This window comes from Demequina aurantiaca (assembly GCF_050598105.1).
Lineage (GTDB): Bacteria > Actinomycetota > Actinomycetes > Actinomycetales > Demequinaceae > Demequina > Demequina aurantiaca_A.
Window position 1 is genome coordinate 239,631 of sequence record NZ_CP192436.1, and the last position, 12,654, is coordinate 252,284.

A 12,654-nucleotide genomic window follows, 5' to 3' on the forward strand; every position below is an offset into this window, starting at 1 on the left:
ATGAACGCAGCGTTGCAGTCCGACGGGTCTGGCATCAATCTCAGCGGCCTGAGTAAGAGTTTCGCCACCCAGGACGGTGAGGTCCGCGCGCTTGAATCCGTGGACCTCACCAGCGCGCCGGGCGACTTCCTGTCACTGATCGGGCCGTCGGGGTGCGGGAAGTCGACGGTGCTGCGCATCCTCGCCGGGCTGGAGGAGCCTTCCGGGGGGACTGCGACCGTCCACGGGAGTTCCCCGGAGGAGCTCCGCCACGCATCGGCGATTGGTATTGCTTTTCAGGAGGCGGCGCTGCTGCCCTGGCGTTCCGTCGAGTCCAACATCGCGCTGCCGTTCAAGGCCACGGGACAACCAGTGGACCGCGAGGCGGTCCGGGAGTTGATCGAACTGGTGGGACTGAGCGCCTTCGCGAAGTCCAAGCCGGGCCAGCTGTCCGGTGGAATGAGGCAGCGCGTGTCGATCGCGCGGGCGCTGGTGTTGCGCCCGGAGGTGCTCCTGCTCGACGAGCCCTTTGGCGCCCTCGACGATATGACGCGGCTGCGACTCAATCTGGAACTCCAGCGCATTCTTGGGGAGTCGCCGGCCTCCACCCTGATGGTGACCCACGGGGTCTCCGAGGCGGTGCTGCTGTCGGACCAGATCGCGGTGATGTCCGCGCGCCCCGGACGGGTGCAGGAAGTCATCCCCGTCGACCTGCCCAGGCCGCGAACCGCGGAGATGATGCGGTGGCCCGAGTTCCACGAGCTCGAGGACCACGCGAGCTCTCTCATCTTTGACGCCCAACCGACGCCTACCGAGGAGCAGAACGCATGAGACGCGTTGCCCGTTCTTTTGCTCCCTACGCCCTCGGCCTAGCCGTGATCGGCGTGGTGTGGGTACTGATGTCGCAGTCCATCCCCTCGATGCCGGATCCGCTGGCCGTGGGGGCGAGCATCGCCACCGATGGCGGCGGATTCTTCCTTCCCCACGTGAGCGCCACGCTGATGGAGGCGGGCTGGGGCTTCCTGATCGGCATGGGCGCGGCCCTGGTGGTGGCCGCGATCATCGCCCTCGTTCCGGCGATCGAGGCCAGCGCGATGCGCGTCGCGCTCGTGACGTTCTGCGTGCCCGTGGTCGCGATCGGCCCCATCGGCATCGTGCTGATCGGGTCCTCGGCGGGCGGGGGAGTGTCTGGCACGGCGGTGCTGCTCGCGGCGCTGTCCGTCTTCTACGTCTCCACAGAGTTGCTCGTCGCGGGGTTGCACAGCGTGGATCGCAACGCGCTCGAGCTCGCGGCCGTCTACGGGGCGCCGCGCCGCTTTAGCCTGGTGCACCTGCGAGCCCCCAACGCGATCCCCAACGCGCTCTCCGCACTCCAGATCGGCGCGCCCGCGGCACTGCTCGGGGCGATCCTCGGCGAGTACTTCGGCGGGGCGCAGGGCCTGGGCGTGGTGCTGCTTGTCGCGGGCTCCACCGGCCAGCCCGAACGGGTCTGGGCGGCCGCGGCGCTCGCGACCGCGGTGTCCGCCATCCTCTACATTGCGCTGGGGTCCTCGCGCACGGTCATTGTGCGCTGGCTCTACGGGAGCGCCGCGGGGTCGGACGTGGCGCCCGTGGGTGCCGGCGTGCTGGACACCAGGCGTCGCGGGTGGCGCACTCGTACGCTGCTGTCCGTGCTGGCTAGCCTGGCCATCATCACGGTCCTGTGGCAGGTCGCGCTCGTCGCGTTCGACGTCCCGACCTACGTCGCGAAGGGCCCGGTCGACGTCGCGCGCTGGCTGACGGAGAGCGGCAACCTGGCCGAGGTCGCCGCGAACCTGCAGGTGACGCTCGTGGACGCGACGCTGGCGCTGGTCGCCGGGCTAGGCACCGCGCTGGCGCTCGCGATCATCTTTACGCTGCGGCCAGGGGCGGCGCAGGCCTTCGTGCCGATGTCGATGTTCATGCGCTCCGTGCCGATCGTGGCCATCGTGCCGATCCTGGTCCTCATCCTGGGACGCGGCTGGGGAGTGGTGGTCGCCATCGGCGGCCTGGTGGTGCTGCTGCCGGCCCTTGTGACGCTCACGGTGGCACTGGGCACCGCGAACGCGCGCCTAACGGACGTCGCCGACGTGTTCGGCGCGTCAAAGTCGACCACCCTGAGGTTGATCCGGATGCCGAACGCGGTGCCGGCGTTCCTCACGGCCCTCAAGGTATCCATCCCAGCGGCCTTTACGGGCGCGCTACTCGTGGAGTGGCTGGCTACCGGGCAGGGCCTCGGGTCGTCGATCGTGACGGCGCTGGGGGCCGCCAGAAACTCCGAGGTCTGGGCATCGGTCGCTGTCCTCGTGGTGGTCACCGTGATGCTGCACGCGGTGGCGCAGGTGGTCGAGGCGGTTGTGCTGCGCAGGCGTCTCAGCTGACGCCGTCGTCGCCCGACTTCTTGTCGCGCTTGACGGCGCCGGCCACCTTCGCCGCAGTGGTGCCGGCTGCTCCTCCGACGGACTTGGCGGCGCCGCTGCCGGCGCGTGCGGCGGCCTTGGCCGCGTCACCCCCGACGCGGCCCACGGTCCCTGCAGCGCCGCTGCTGGCCCGTCCTACGGCCTTCGCTGCCCCGCCGCCTGCCCGGCCAATGGCCCTAGCCGCCTCGCCCCCAGCGCGCCCGACAGTCGTGGCCGCGCCCTTGGCCGCGGTCAGCGCCCTTGGCGGTTCCGTCGTGCTGCCGTCACCCGACGCGCCACTGCGGAACGCTTCGGTCGCATCGACGATGCGCGACCACATGCCCTCGCCAAAATCCTTTGCGGAGCCGGAGGCCGCACGCATCGCGAGCACGGCCTTGGAGGGGTCGGGAACGCCGTCGCCGTCGCTGTCCGTGAGCTCGAGCCAGTCGGGCCAGGCCGGAGCGGGGGCGGAGAAGCCGGCGCGACAGGACTTCACCACTGCGCTGCCAAAGTAGTAACTGGTGACGCCGCCTGCGGCCGCGCCGATCACGGGGATGGCCTTCGAGCTGATCTTGACGGAGCCCATGACGGCGCCCTGGGCGATCGCGCCCCGCGCGAGCACCATGGTGACGGGGACGAGGGCGGAGTCCGGAATCTGCTGAGCCAGCAGGTCGCCCCACTTGGGTGCGGCGCCGGAGATGGCGGCGCCAGCCACGCCCCTCGCCCCGGCGATGGTGGTTCCGGCGGGCAGCGCCGCCATGATCATCTCGGTGACCCTACTCTTGCGCTTCTCGCCGAGCACCGCCCCCAGCACGACCGCCTTGGCGCGCTCGGGATCGTCGATCGGGATGCCGCGCAGTTCCGCCATGCAGATGGCGAATAGCGCGGTGGTCTCGTAGAAGAACAGCAGGTCGGCGAATCCCAGGCCGATGGCCACGGGGATCCCGACCGCGGGGATGGTGGCCGAGGCCCCGACCGCGGCGCTCGCGATCGTGGTGGTCGCGACGTACTGCGACTCGATGGTCTTCATCACCTGGGCGGGGGTCGCGGAGGGGTCCTTGCGGCGGATCTCCTTGATGTACGCGGTCGCGGCGGGGCGCTGGACCGCGATGGCCTTGAAGACGCGCTCCTGGAAGTCGTCGGGAAGCGGGCTCACCTTGGGTCCGAGGGCGGCCCCAGTTGCCGATGCGGGGGGCGTCACGGTCGCTGCGGGGACAGGGGGCTTGCCATCTACTTCGCTCACGGTGCTCTCCAAAGGGTTGCGTAGGTCTTCTCGCGCGTGCCGGTGCCAAAGTTTATGACAGCTCCGGCGCGATCGCGCGGGCATGGCCGGGCGTGGCCCCGGGGAAAACGAAACAGCCCCGCTCGGCGCATCGGATGCGTGGGCGGGGCTGGTGGGTGTTTCGACTTTGGTGGCTCCGACGGGCGTCGATCCCGTGACCTCACGATTTTCAGTCGTGCGCTCTACCAACTGAGCTACAGAGCCAGGCGTGGAATACGGCGTCGGCGAGAAGCCGTACCCCACTGAGACAAATGCCCCTTCCTAAGAAGGGGCATTCAACCCGCGACCCTGACGGGACTTGAACCCGCGACCTCCGCCGTGACAGGGCGGCGCGCTAACCAACTGCGCTACAGGGCCTTGCATTCCCCTTGTTACCAAGTGGAACGTATGAAGTTTAGACCATGAATGGCCCAACGTCGTACCCCCAACGGGATTCGAACCCGTGCTACCGCCGTGAAAGGGCGGCGTCCTAGGCCACTAAACGATGGGGGCCCGTTCACAGCGATCTCTTGCGAGGCCACCGTGGACCTCCAAATGATACGGGTAAGCGTGGGCAAACTTCAATTCGGGTACAGGGCGGCATCGTTGGCACCCAAGTGCGAGACAATGGGGGCATGGTCGAAATGTCACGCGAGGAGTTCGAGGATGCGGTGCGCGAGGGCCTGGATCTGATCCCGGATGACCTCACGGCGCTGATCGACAATGTGGTGATTCTGGTGGAGGACAAGACCCCGCCGGGCCGGCCCAACCTGCTAGGCCTGTATCAGGGAGTCTCACGCACCCGTAGGGGCAACGACTGGGGCATGGGCCAGGTGCCCGACCGCATCACCATCTACCGCAGCTCCATTCAGCGCATTTGCACCACCCCTGAGCAGGTGCACAAGCGGGTGGCCAAGACCGTCGTGCACGAGGTGGGTCACCACTTCGGGATCAACGACGCGCGCCTGCACGAGTTGGGCTACTGAGCGGCGTGACCGTTGAGATGACGCGCGCGGACTTTGAGTCCGCGGTGGACGACGCGCTGGACGCGATTCCCGAGGACCTGCTGGACCTGGTGGACAACGTCGTGATCCTTATCGAGGACGAGTCGCCCGAGGGGGAGCCCGACCTGCTGGGCCTGTACGACGGGGTGGCGCTGACCGAGCGCGGCTCCGACTGGGGCATGGGCGAGCTGCCCGACCGCATCTTTATCTACATGAACCCCACCCTGCGGTTCTGCGAGGACGCCGACCACGTGCGCGAAGAGGTCACGGTCACCGTGGTCCACGAGATCGCGCACCACTTCGGTATTGACGACGATCGGCTCCACGAGCTCGGGTGGGGCTAGGCGCGCACGGGCGGCCGATGCGGCGGCTGGTAGCGACTGGCAGCGCCTGATAGTGCCGAGTGCCTAGCGGCGATGAGCGATCGCGGGTCTCCAGTCGCCCAACGTTCCGTCCGACGAGTTAGACCACCGGCTCGTCCGCCACGGCCCAACCCTGGCGCTGCAGGTCGAAGACGAACTTCTGCACCACGGCCTGAGACTCCGCATCGTTCTCGCACACCTCGTACTGCAGGCGTGCGGGCACCTCGGGTCGCGCGGTATCGGAATTGGCGACCACCAGCGTGGTGTCGTTGTCCTCGAGGCTGAAGACCTTCACCTCGGTGCCCTTGATCATGCTGAATGGTTCCATGACTTCAGGCTAACGCCAGTGAAAAGCGCGGCTGACCGAGGCGTCCCAGAATCGCGAGCCCAGGAAGTGGCGCGTGTAGACCACAAAACGCCCTGCGGCGGTGTTCAGGTAGCGATGACGCGGCCTGCGGGCCTCGACCGCCTTCACGTAGCTCTTGGCGCCGTACTCGGCGCTCCTCGCTGCGGCACCGTAGGCGCCCTCGAAGACCCTCGCATTCTCGATCTGGAGCCGAGAGTAGGGGGATTGCAAGTCGATGTTCGTGCCCATCCCCGCCGTGGAGTCGAACTCCGTCTTGATGGCGCCGGGCTCGATCAGTACGACCTTGATCCCGAAGGGTCGCGTCTCCATACGCAGCGCGTCGGAAAGCGACTCGACGGCGTACTTGGTCGAGTGATACCAGCCGCCCACGGGGAGCGTCATGCGTCCGCCCATCGAGCTGACGTTAATGATGCGCCCCTTGCCGGCGGCGCGCATGGCGGGCAGCACCAGCTGGCACATCTGGGTGAGTCCAAAGACGTTGGTCTCGTACTGCGCGCGAGCGTCCTCCACGGGGACGGTCTCGATGGGGCCGGGGTGAGCGTAGCCGGCGTTGTTAATGAGCGTGCCCACGGCGCCATGCTCGGACTCGACGGCGCTGACGGCGGCGCGCATCGACTCGATGTCGGTGACGTCGAGTGCCAGCACGTGAGCGCCCGCTGCCTCTAGGTCCGCGAGGGTCTCGGGGCGTCGGGCGGTGGCGTACACGGTGTGCCCGCGCTCGAGGAGTGCGAGGGCGGCCGCGCGGCCCATGCCGCTTGAGCAGCCGGTGATAAGGATGGGGTCAGTCATAGTCTGAGGGTAGCCGGGCTGCTGGGGCACGAATTGCGTTGGCGGGCTCGCGTGGGCGCGCCGGGTGCGCCCGCCGAGCGACGGCGCACCTGCCCATACGATGACCGCATGAGACAGAACTTCGCTTCGGGCGGACCCTTCGAGCGGGACTACGGGTACTCGCGCGCGGTGCGGGTGGGCGACCAGGTCTGGGTCTCTGGATCCTGTGCCCGCGGCGACGCCGTCGATGGAGATGCCTACGTCCAAGCGGCCGATGCGCTGCGGGTCATCGCCGCAGCCCTCGCCGAGGCGGGGGCGTCGCTGGGTGATGTGGTGCGCACACTCACCCACGTCACCGACATCGCGGATATGCCATTGGTCGCGCGGGCGCACCGTGAGGCCTTCGCAGACGTATTGCCGGCGGCGACCCTGGTTGAGGTGAGCGCGCTCGCCGACCCGCGCTACAGGGTCGAGATGCAGGTCGACGCGGTGGTGCAGGGGAGCAAATCGACCGTGAGCTGAGGGCTGGGTGGCAGGCCAGACCAGTCTCGACCGCCGGCTGAACGCTGGGACGCAGACCAGACCAGTCTCGACCGCCGGCTGAACGCTGGGACGCAGACCACGCCAGACTCAACCACCGTCTGAACGCTGGGTGGCAGACCAGACCAGTCTCAACCACCAGTTGAACGCTGGGACGGGAGACGGTGGAAACCTCACCGCCATGTGAACCGGGGAGGTTCGAGTCGGCCCGAGTCGGGCTACCGGTAGGTGCCCAGCGGCTCGACGGGAAACCGGCCCCCTGCGCGAACCTGGCGCAGGTTAGGCGCCCTTGGGGTGAGAGGCCCACGCGGTGGCGACCATCTCGCGCACGTCGTGGCTGTTCTTCCACTCGATGTCGTCTCCCGCCAACTCGCCGGTCGCGACGATGCGCGCGGGGTCCCCGGCGCGACGCGGCTCGATGCGTGGCTGAAAGTCGATCTCGGTGACGGTGCGCACTGCGTCCATGATCTCGCGCACCGAGGTGCCGGCACCGGAGCCCAGGTTGTAGACCGGCGCCAACTCGCGGCCGGCTTCCATCATGCGGGCGGCGGCCACGTGAGAGTGGGCCAGGTCGCTGACGTGGACGTAGTCGCGCACGCAGGTGCCGTCCTCCGTCGCGTAGTCGTCGCCAAAGATCGCCGGCGTCTGACCGGCCGCGAGCTTTGCGAATACCAGGGGAAAGAGGTTGTAAGGCGACGCGTCGTAGATGTCCGCGAACCCTGATCCCACTACGTTGAAGTAACGCAGGCTGGTCGCCGTGAGAGGCGCGTCGGAACCGGCGAGGGCGCGCACCTGGTCTCGGATCAGCCACTCGCCGATCAACTTCGACTCGCCGTAGGGCGACTCCGGAGTCGTAGGGGTGTCCTCGGTGACGAGGTCAACTGAGGGGGTCCCGTAGACGCCGGCGGAGGATGAGAACACGAGGCGACCTGCGCCCGCCGCGGCCATCGAGTCGAGCAGCACGCCCAGGCCCTCGACGTTCTGGCGGTAGGTGTGGACGGGGCGCTTGACTGACTCGCCCGCGTACTTGTATCCCGCGCAGTGGATGACGCCAGTGACTCCGTGCTCGCGCATGGCGGCGGTCACAGCCTCTCCCTCCAGGATGCTGGTGCGCACCAGAGGCACGCCGTCTTCGACAAAGTCCTCGAAGCCCGACGACAGGTCGTCCAGGGCCACGGCGCTCATGCCGGCGCCCGTGAGCGCCCTGACGACGTGTGAGCCGATATAGCCGGCTCCGCCGGTCACCATCCAAGTCATGTCTAACGTCCTTAGCTTCTAGTCCGGCGCCGGATACCGCGAGGCAGTCAACCGCCTGATGAATCTTGTGCGCATCGGTTGGTGATATTCAACCACCCGATGAATCCTCGTGCCGTGCCGTGCCGTGCCGTGCGGTGAGGTGAGGTGCGCTACTTGCTAGCGGTGACCGAGTCGCGGTGGGCGCCGGCCGCTGCATGAACAGTGAAGGCCTGCGGTGCGGCGTAGCCAGCCGCCGCGAATGCGGAGGCGATAGCGGCGGAGATTGGGTCGACGTCCTCCTGGTGAACCAGGGCAACCATGGACCCACCGAAGCCGCCGCCCGTGAGGCGCGCGCCCACTGCGCCGGTCGCCATCGCGGTGTCTACGGCCAGATCCATCTCCGGAACCGAGATCTCGAAGTCGTCGCGCATCGAGGCGTGTGAGGCGCAAAGCAGCTCGCCTATCGCCAGGGGGCCCTTGTCGCGCAGGACTTCGACGGTGTCCGCGACGCGCTGGTTCTCTGTGAGGACGTGACGCACCCTGCGGTACGTCTCGTCGTCGACGCGCTCGCTCAGCGTGGGCAGGTCGTGCACCGATAGTTCACTCAGTAGTTTCACCCCCATGGCCTCCGCGCCCTTCTCGCACGAGGCTCGGCGTGAGGCGTAGCCGCCAGTGGCGTGAGCGTGCTCCACGCGGGTGTCGACAATCAGCAGCGCGAGGTTGTTCTCCTCGAGGTGCAGGGGCACGCTCTGCGCGACCTCGGTTGTGCAGTCGAGGAAGACTGCGTGGTCAGCCTCGCCAAGCATCGAGGCGGACTGGTCCATGATTCCGGTGGGGGCACCCACGGCGCTGTTCTCCGCGAGTCGGCCCGCGCGCGCAAGCTCCATCGGGGATAGGCCCAGGTTCCAAAGGTCGTTGAGGGCCACGGCAACCGCGCATTCGATCGCGGCAGACGAGGACAGGCCCGCGCCGATGGGCACGTCGGAGTCGAGCTCGAAGTCGAACCCGGTGACGCCGGAAAGGTTTGCGCCCATCTCCCCCAGCGCCCACGCGACGCCGAGCACGTAGGCGGACCAGCCGGCCATGGCGTCGGGAGCGAGGTCATCGATGGCGAGTTCGACCGCCTGGCCGTCACCCGCCGTGGAGGTGACCCGCAGGATGCGGTCCGCGCGCGGCGAGACGGTGCAGGTGGTGCGACGGTCTATCGCGAGCGGAAGCACCAGGCCGCCGTTGTAGTCGGTGTGCTCGCCGATCAGGTTGACGCGCCCCGGCGCCGACCAGACGCCCCAGCCGGCCAGTTCTCGTGCGTCCGCGGGGTGGGAGGGGGTCGAATCGGCGGTGGTCATGAGGCGTCCTTCAGGTCTGGCGTGGCGGGGGACGATGCTGTGGCTGAGGCGTCGGCCCTCGCGATGGCTTCGCGGAGGTTACCGGCGGCGGTCTCGGGGGAGACGTCCGCGATCCAGGCGCCCATGGCGGCCTCTGACCCCGCGAGGAACTTGAGCTTGTCGGCCGCTCGGCGGGGGCTGGTGATCTGCGCCATGAGGCGGATCCCGTCGCCGCGCTCGAGGGGGGCCTGGTGCCACGCGCCGATGTACGGGGTGGGGGTGTCGTAGAGGGCGTCGACGCCGCGGAGCACGCGCGGGTACAGGCTCGCCAGCTCGTCGCGCTCGGCCAGCGACGTGTGGGCGAAGTCCGGGATGTCGCGGTGCGGAAGCACGTGGATCTCGACTGGCCAGCGCGCCGCGAACGGGACGAAGGCGGTCCAGTGCTCGCCGGCGATGAGGACCCGGGATCCGCCGCGCTCGCGGTCGAGGATGTCCGACATGAGCGAGGAACCGTAGTTGGCGACGCTCGCTTGCAGGCGCTGCGTGCGGGGGGTGACATACGGGTAGGAGTAGATCTGGCCGTGCGGGTGGTGCAGCGTGACGCCGATGGCCTCGCCGCGGTTCTCGAAGGGGAACACCTGCTTGACGGCGGGTACCTTCGACAATTCCGCGGTGCGGTGGGCCCAGGCCTCGATCACGGTGCGTGCGCGGTTCTCTCCCAGCGAGGCGAACGAGCCGTCGTGTGCGGGGGAGAAGCAGACTACTTCGCAGCGGCCGGCGGAGGACGCGGTGCGTTCGAGCCCGATGTCATCGGAGAAGCCGTCGCCGTCGACGGTGGCTTGCGGGCCAAAGGAGGGCGACTTGTTCTCGAACACCGCGACGTCGTAGTTGTCCGGGATCTCGGAGGGGTTCTCTGGGGTCTGGGGCGCGAGGGGGTCAAGGTGCGCGGGTGGAAGCATGACGCGGTTCTGGCGCGCCGCCGCCACGGATATCCACTCTCCGGTCAGGGGGTCCTGTCGCGCGGTGGCCGTCGCGGGGCGCGGATCGAGGCTGCGGGCGTCCGCTTTGCGATTGGCCGTCAGGGACGTGTCGCGGTCGTCGAAGTAGATGATCTCGCGGCCGTCCGCGAGATGGTCGCGGCTTACGCGGATCGACCTATCCCGGGTTTCGGATACTTCGTTTGGCTTCATTGCCTCGGACCCGCTGCTCATCGTTGCCTCTCTTCGGGGCCAGTGCGAGCGCATTGCGCACGTGCAAGGGCCACATTGTTCACCGCCAACTGCTAATCAACGATGTTAACGTGAACAATACGCGATCAGGGGGTCGCGGGGCAATTGTTGCGGGACTGTTGTGAACAGCTTTCGCCCGGCCAGTGTGACCGAGCTCATCGTGCTTGCTGCGTGCGCATCCGCGCCAGTGGCGGGCCACCTCAAAGGTTGCCCTAGGCTGACGGCAGACGTGCGCAGGGCATCGGAGTCCGCGCGCCAGAACGATGGAGGCACTCATGGCCGTTACCGATCAGCTGCTGACCAACAATCACGAGTATGCGGCCGCCTATATTCCGGACCTCCCGCTTCCGCCGCGACTCAAGCTGGCCGTGGTCTCGTGCATGGACTCCCGCCTCGACACGTTCGCGATGCTCGGCCTGGAACTGGGCGATGCGCACATCATCCGCAACGCCGGTGGCGTAGTGACGGATGACGTGATCCGCTCGCTCGTGATCTCCCAGCGCAAGCTCGGCACCCGCGAGATTGTGCTCGTTCACCACACGGACTGTGGCGCGTTGACGTTCACCGATGACGAGCTGCGCAACGAGCTTCTCGACGAGACGGGGCTCAAGCCCACCTGGAGTCCCGAGAGCTTCCGCGACCTTGACGCGGACCTCCGCCAGTCGATCGAACGGGTACGCCGCAACCCCTTCCTGGTCGACAAATCGCAGGTTCGCGGGTTCGTCTTCGACGTCGCTTCGGGCGAGCTGCGCGAGGTATTCTCGCCCGCCGAGTAACGCTCCCCCTGGTGATAAATGGTTGCCGGGCGTAATCTGGGCACTTGGGATTTGCGGCATCGTGCCGCGAATCGTGTTCATGATCGAGCCCTGAGGAGTCACCATGTGGTGGAAGTTCTTTACGGCAGTACGTACCGGCCAACACAAGGTCTCGCCGATGGCGTGGCTGTCGCTAGGCGCCGCGGTGCTCTACACGCTCTCCCCCGTGGACTTGATCCCGGAACTGATCCTGGGTCCCTTTGGGCTGGCCGACGACCTGGGCCTTTGGGCCATCATGCTGACACTGGTCACTCGCGAGAAGCAGAAGTGGGAAGCGCACGTCGCTCCCGACGGAATCATCATTGACGCGGAGCCGGTGTACGGACGCTAATCTCGCCGTCTACACCCGGGATCAACGAGCGGGTGCAAGTCGCGCGCTCAGCCGGAGCGTTCAACCTGAGCGTTCGACTCGCGCGCTCAGCCGGCGCGTTCAACTCGCGCCTTCAACTGGAGGGCTCAAGTCGCGCGCTCAGCCGGGGGGTCCAGTTGGCGGGTTCAACGCGAGCCGTCCACGAGCGTGGGTAAAGCGCCCTGTCAAAGCGTAATGTCAAAGCGGGCCACGCACCGTGGCGTAGCTCAGCGAGCGCAGGCTAACCGCACAGTCAACGCGGGGTGCGCAAGACTCCGGCAGTCACCACGGGTTCCAACTCGTCGTCCACGGCCACGTGCGCTTCCGCTGAGTGGTGAGCGGACCAATTTCCCGTGTCCGGCCACCGGCGCCAGCGCCGGATGCGCATCGCGCCCGCGCCTGCTATCGCGAGTACGGCGAAGTTCCACAAGAGGCCCGTGCCCACCGCCAAGCCTCCGAGTGCCGGGTCGAGGTAGTCGTAGACGGGAGTGACACCGAACAGCGAGCGCACCACGGCGATCGACACCCACACGGATGCGTAGCCCGCGATTATCCACAGGTGGCGCCACGGGAGCGGGGTGCGGGGGCCCACCAGTAATTGTTCGACCGCCGCGTATATCGGCGTGACGCAATGCGAAATGATCATGACGTAGACGAGCTGCGGGCCGTCTTCCATTCCAAGCGGCGCGATCGCGATCCAGTAGATTGCGCCGATTGCCACCAAGTTCGCAGCGGTGAACGCGCGCCCGTACTCGAGCCACCGCGGCCGAGGCCCTCCACGTCGCGCGTAAAAGACCAGGGCCCCCCACGCGATCAACGCGATCAGGTTGGCTTGAAATGTGAAGTAGGTCGCGGTCTCCGCGAGGGACGAGGGCACTCGGCCCGAGGTGTCCGTCAGCGTGGCGATCAGGGCGGACATGATGAGCGCCATCATGGTTATCCGCGCTATGGCGATCGCTCTATTCACAAGGGTCAGAGTAACAACCCGTCGACGGACTCGAT

Annotated in this window: 14 protein-coding genes and 3 tRNA genes; 7 read left to right on the forward strand and 10 right to left on the reverse strand. The window is 67.6% G+C overall.

All coding sequences use genetic code 11. The features are described 5' to 3' along the window. Together ACQU6B_RS01070 and ACQU6B_RS01075 are read left to right on the forward strand one after the other, a co-directional pair. Positions 1-810 carry an ABC transporter ATP-binding protein gene (locus ACQU6B_RS01070; protein WP_430868202.1) on the forward strand — a complete coding sequence of 270 codons (810 nt, stop codon included), beginning with the start codon at positions 1-3 and terminating at the stop codon, positions 808-810. Continuing rightward, a complete protein-coding gene (locus ACQU6B_RS01075) occupies positions 807-2,378 on the forward strand; it encodes an ABC transporter permease (RefSeq protein WP_430868203.1) in 1,572 nt (523 codons plus the stop codon). Before ACQU6B_RS01070 ends, ACQU6B_RS01075 begins: the two co-directional genes overlap by 4 nt. On the opposite strand, the gene ACQU6B_RS01080 is transcribed toward ACQU6B_RS01075, so the two are convergent. The 4 genes from ACQU6B_RS01080 to ACQU6B_RS01095 form a co-directional block, all read right to left on the reverse strand. After that, on the reverse strand, positions 2,371-3,639 hold the full coding sequence (locus tag ACQU6B_RS01080; protein WP_430868204.1) for a hypothetical protein: 1,269 nt from the start codon (positions 3,637-3,639) through the stop codon (positions 2,371-2,373). The genes ACQU6B_RS01075 and ACQU6B_RS01080 overlap by 8 nt on opposite strands. A 167-nt stretch (positions 3,640-3,806) precedes the next feature. Further along, positions 3,807-3,882, reverse strand: a tRNA-Phe gene (locus ACQU6B_RS01085). 79 nt (positions 3,883-3,961) lie between these two features. Beyond that, positions 3,962-4,035: transfer RNA gene (locus ACQU6B_RS01090), tRNA-Asp, on the reverse strand. Between the two features lie 62 nt (positions 4,036-4,097). Next, positions 4,098-4,170 (reverse strand) — tRNA-Glu (locus tag ACQU6B_RS01095). A gap of 122 nt (positions 4,171-4,292) precedes the next feature. Between ACQU6B_RS01095 and ACQU6B_RS01100 the strand changes: the two genes are divergently transcribed. Then, the gene (locus tag ACQU6B_RS01100; protein ID WP_430868205.1) at positions 4,293-4,643 is read left to right on the forward strand and encodes a metallopeptidase family protein; all 351 of its coding nucleotides are present in this window, start codon (positions 4,293-4,295) and stop codon (positions 4,641-4,643) included. A 17-nt stretch (positions 4,644-4,660) separates the two neighbouring features. Further along, the gene (locus tag ACQU6B_RS01105; protein WP_430869257.1) at positions 4,661-5,005 is read left to right on the forward strand and encodes a metallopeptidase family protein; all 345 of its coding nucleotides are present in this window, start codon (positions 4,661-4,663) and stop codon (positions 5,003-5,005) included. 118 nt (positions 5,006-5,123) lie between these two features. Here the strand turns inward: ACQU6B_RS01105 and ACQU6B_RS01110 are convergent, their stop codons facing one another. Then, positions 5,124-5,351, reverse strand: a complete 228-nt coding sequence (locus ACQU6B_RS01110) for a hypothetical protein (RefSeq protein ID WP_430868206.1) — start codon at positions 5,349-5,351, stop codon at positions 5,124-5,126. A 9-nt stretch (positions 5,352-5,360) separates the two neighbouring features. Beyond that, positions 5,361-6,179, reverse strand: coding sequence for an SDR family NAD(P)-dependent oxidoreductase (locus tag ACQU6B_RS01115; RefSeq protein WP_430868207.1), 819 nt, complete (start codon positions 6,177-6,179; stop codon positions 5,361-5,363). 108 nt (positions 6,180-6,287) lie between these two features. On the opposite strand from ACQU6B_RS01115, the gene ACQU6B_RS01120 reads away from it, so the two are divergent. Continuing rightward, the gene (locus tag ACQU6B_RS01120; protein WP_430868208.1) at positions 6,288-6,680 is read left to right on the forward strand and encodes a Rid family hydrolase; all 393 of its coding nucleotides are present in this window, start codon (positions 6,288-6,290) and stop codon (positions 6,678-6,680) included. A 297-nt stretch (positions 6,681-6,977) separates the two neighbouring features. Here the strand turns inward: ACQU6B_RS01120 and galE are convergent, their stop codons facing one another. The 3 genes from galE to galT all read right to left on the reverse strand — a co-directional run bounded on the left by galE (position 6,978) and on the right by galT (position 10,449). Then, positions 6,978-7,955: a UDP-glucose 4-epimerase GalE gene (gene galE, locus ACQU6B_RS01125; protein WP_430868209.1), complete on the reverse strand. Its 978-nt coding sequence runs from the start codon at positions 7,953-7,955 to the stop codon at positions 6,978-6,980. 149 nt (positions 7,956-8,104) lie between these two features. Next, on the reverse strand, positions 8,105-9,280 hold the full coding sequence (galK, locus tag ACQU6B_RS01130; protein ID WP_430868210.1) for a galactokinase: 1,176 nt from the start codon (positions 9,278-9,280) through the stop codon (positions 8,105-8,107). Continuing rightward, positions 9,277-10,449, reverse strand: coding sequence for a galactose-1-phosphate uridylyltransferase (gene galT / locus ACQU6B_RS01135; RefSeq protein ID WP_430869258.1), 1,173 nt, complete (start codon positions 10,447-10,449; stop codon positions 9,277-9,279). Before galT ends, galK begins: the two co-directional genes overlap by 4 nt. A gap of 314 nt (positions 10,450-10,763) precedes the next feature. Here galT and ACQU6B_RS01140 point away from each other — a divergent pair, with 314 nt between their 5' ends. Both ACQU6B_RS01140 and ACQU6B_RS01145 read left to right on the forward strand, forming a co-directional pair. Beyond that, positions 10,764-11,264, forward strand: coding sequence for a beta-class carbonic anhydrase (locus ACQU6B_RS01140; RefSeq protein WP_430868211.1), 501 nt, complete (start codon positions 10,764-10,766; stop codon positions 11,262-11,264). Positions 11,265-11,367: 103 nt separating this feature from the next. Next, a complete protein-coding gene (locus ACQU6B_RS01145) occupies positions 11,368-11,634 on the forward strand; it encodes a YkvA family protein (protein WP_430868212.1) in 267 nt (88 codons plus the stop codon). Positions 11,635-11,905: 271 nt separating this feature from the next. On the opposite strand, the gene ACQU6B_RS01150 is transcribed toward ACQU6B_RS01145, so the two are convergent. Further along, positions 11,906-12,619 (reverse strand): hypothetical protein, encoded by a 714-nt coding sequence (locus ACQU6B_RS01150; protein WP_430868213.1) that lies wholly within the window; start codon positions 12,617-12,619, stop codon positions 11,906-11,908. Positions 12,620-12,654: the final 35 nt, after the last annotated feature.

Excerpts from the sequence above, each read along its gene's own strand:
- ACQU6B_RS01070 (WP_430868202.1), top strand. The coding sequence starts at position 1 with ATGAACGCAGCGTTGCAGTCCGACGGGTCTGGCATCAATCTCAGCGGC.
- ACQU6B_RS01075 (WP_430868203.1), top strand. The coding sequence starts at position 807 with ATGAGACGCGTTGCCCGTTCTTTTGCTCCCTACGCCCTCGGCCTAGCC.
- ACQU6B_RS01100 (WP_430868205.1), top strand. The coding sequence starts at position 4,293 with ATGGTCGAAATGTCACGCGAGGAGTTCGAGGATGCGGTGCGCGAGGGC.
- ACQU6B_RS01105 (WP_430869257.1), top strand. The coding sequence starts at position 4,661 with ATGACGCGCGCGGACTTTGAGTCCGCGGTGGACGACGCGCTGGACGCG.
- ACQU6B_RS01110 (WP_430868206.1), bottom strand. The coding sequence starts at position 5,351 with ATGGAACCATTCAGCATGATCAAGGGCACCGAGGTGAAGGTCTTCAGC.
- ACQU6B_RS01115 (WP_430868207.1), bottom strand. The coding sequence starts at position 6,179 with ATGACTGACCCCATCCTTATCACCGGCTGCTCAAGCGGCATGGGCCGC.
- ACQU6B_RS01120 (WP_430868208.1), top strand. The coding sequence starts at position 6,288 with ATGAGACAGAACTTCGCTTCGGGCGGACCCTTCGAGCGGGACTACGGG.
- galE (WP_430868209.1), bottom strand. The coding sequence starts at position 7,955 with ATGACTTGGATGGTGACCGGCGGAGCCGGCTATATCGGCTCACACGTC.
- galK (WP_430868210.1), bottom strand. The coding sequence starts at position 9,280 with ATGACCACCGCCGATTCGACCCCCTCCCACCCCGCGGACGCACGAGAA.
- galT (WP_430869258.1), bottom strand. The coding sequence starts at position 10,449 with ATGAAGCCAAACGAAGTATCCGAAACCCGGGATAGGTCGATCCGCGTA.
- ACQU6B_RS01140 (WP_430868211.1), top strand. The coding sequence starts at position 10,764 with ATGGCCGTTACCGATCAGCTGCTGACCAACAATCACGAGTATGCGGCC.
- ACQU6B_RS01145 (WP_430868212.1), top strand. The coding sequence starts at position 11,368 with ATGTGGTGGAAGTTCTTTACGGCAGTACGTACCGGCCAACACAAGGTC.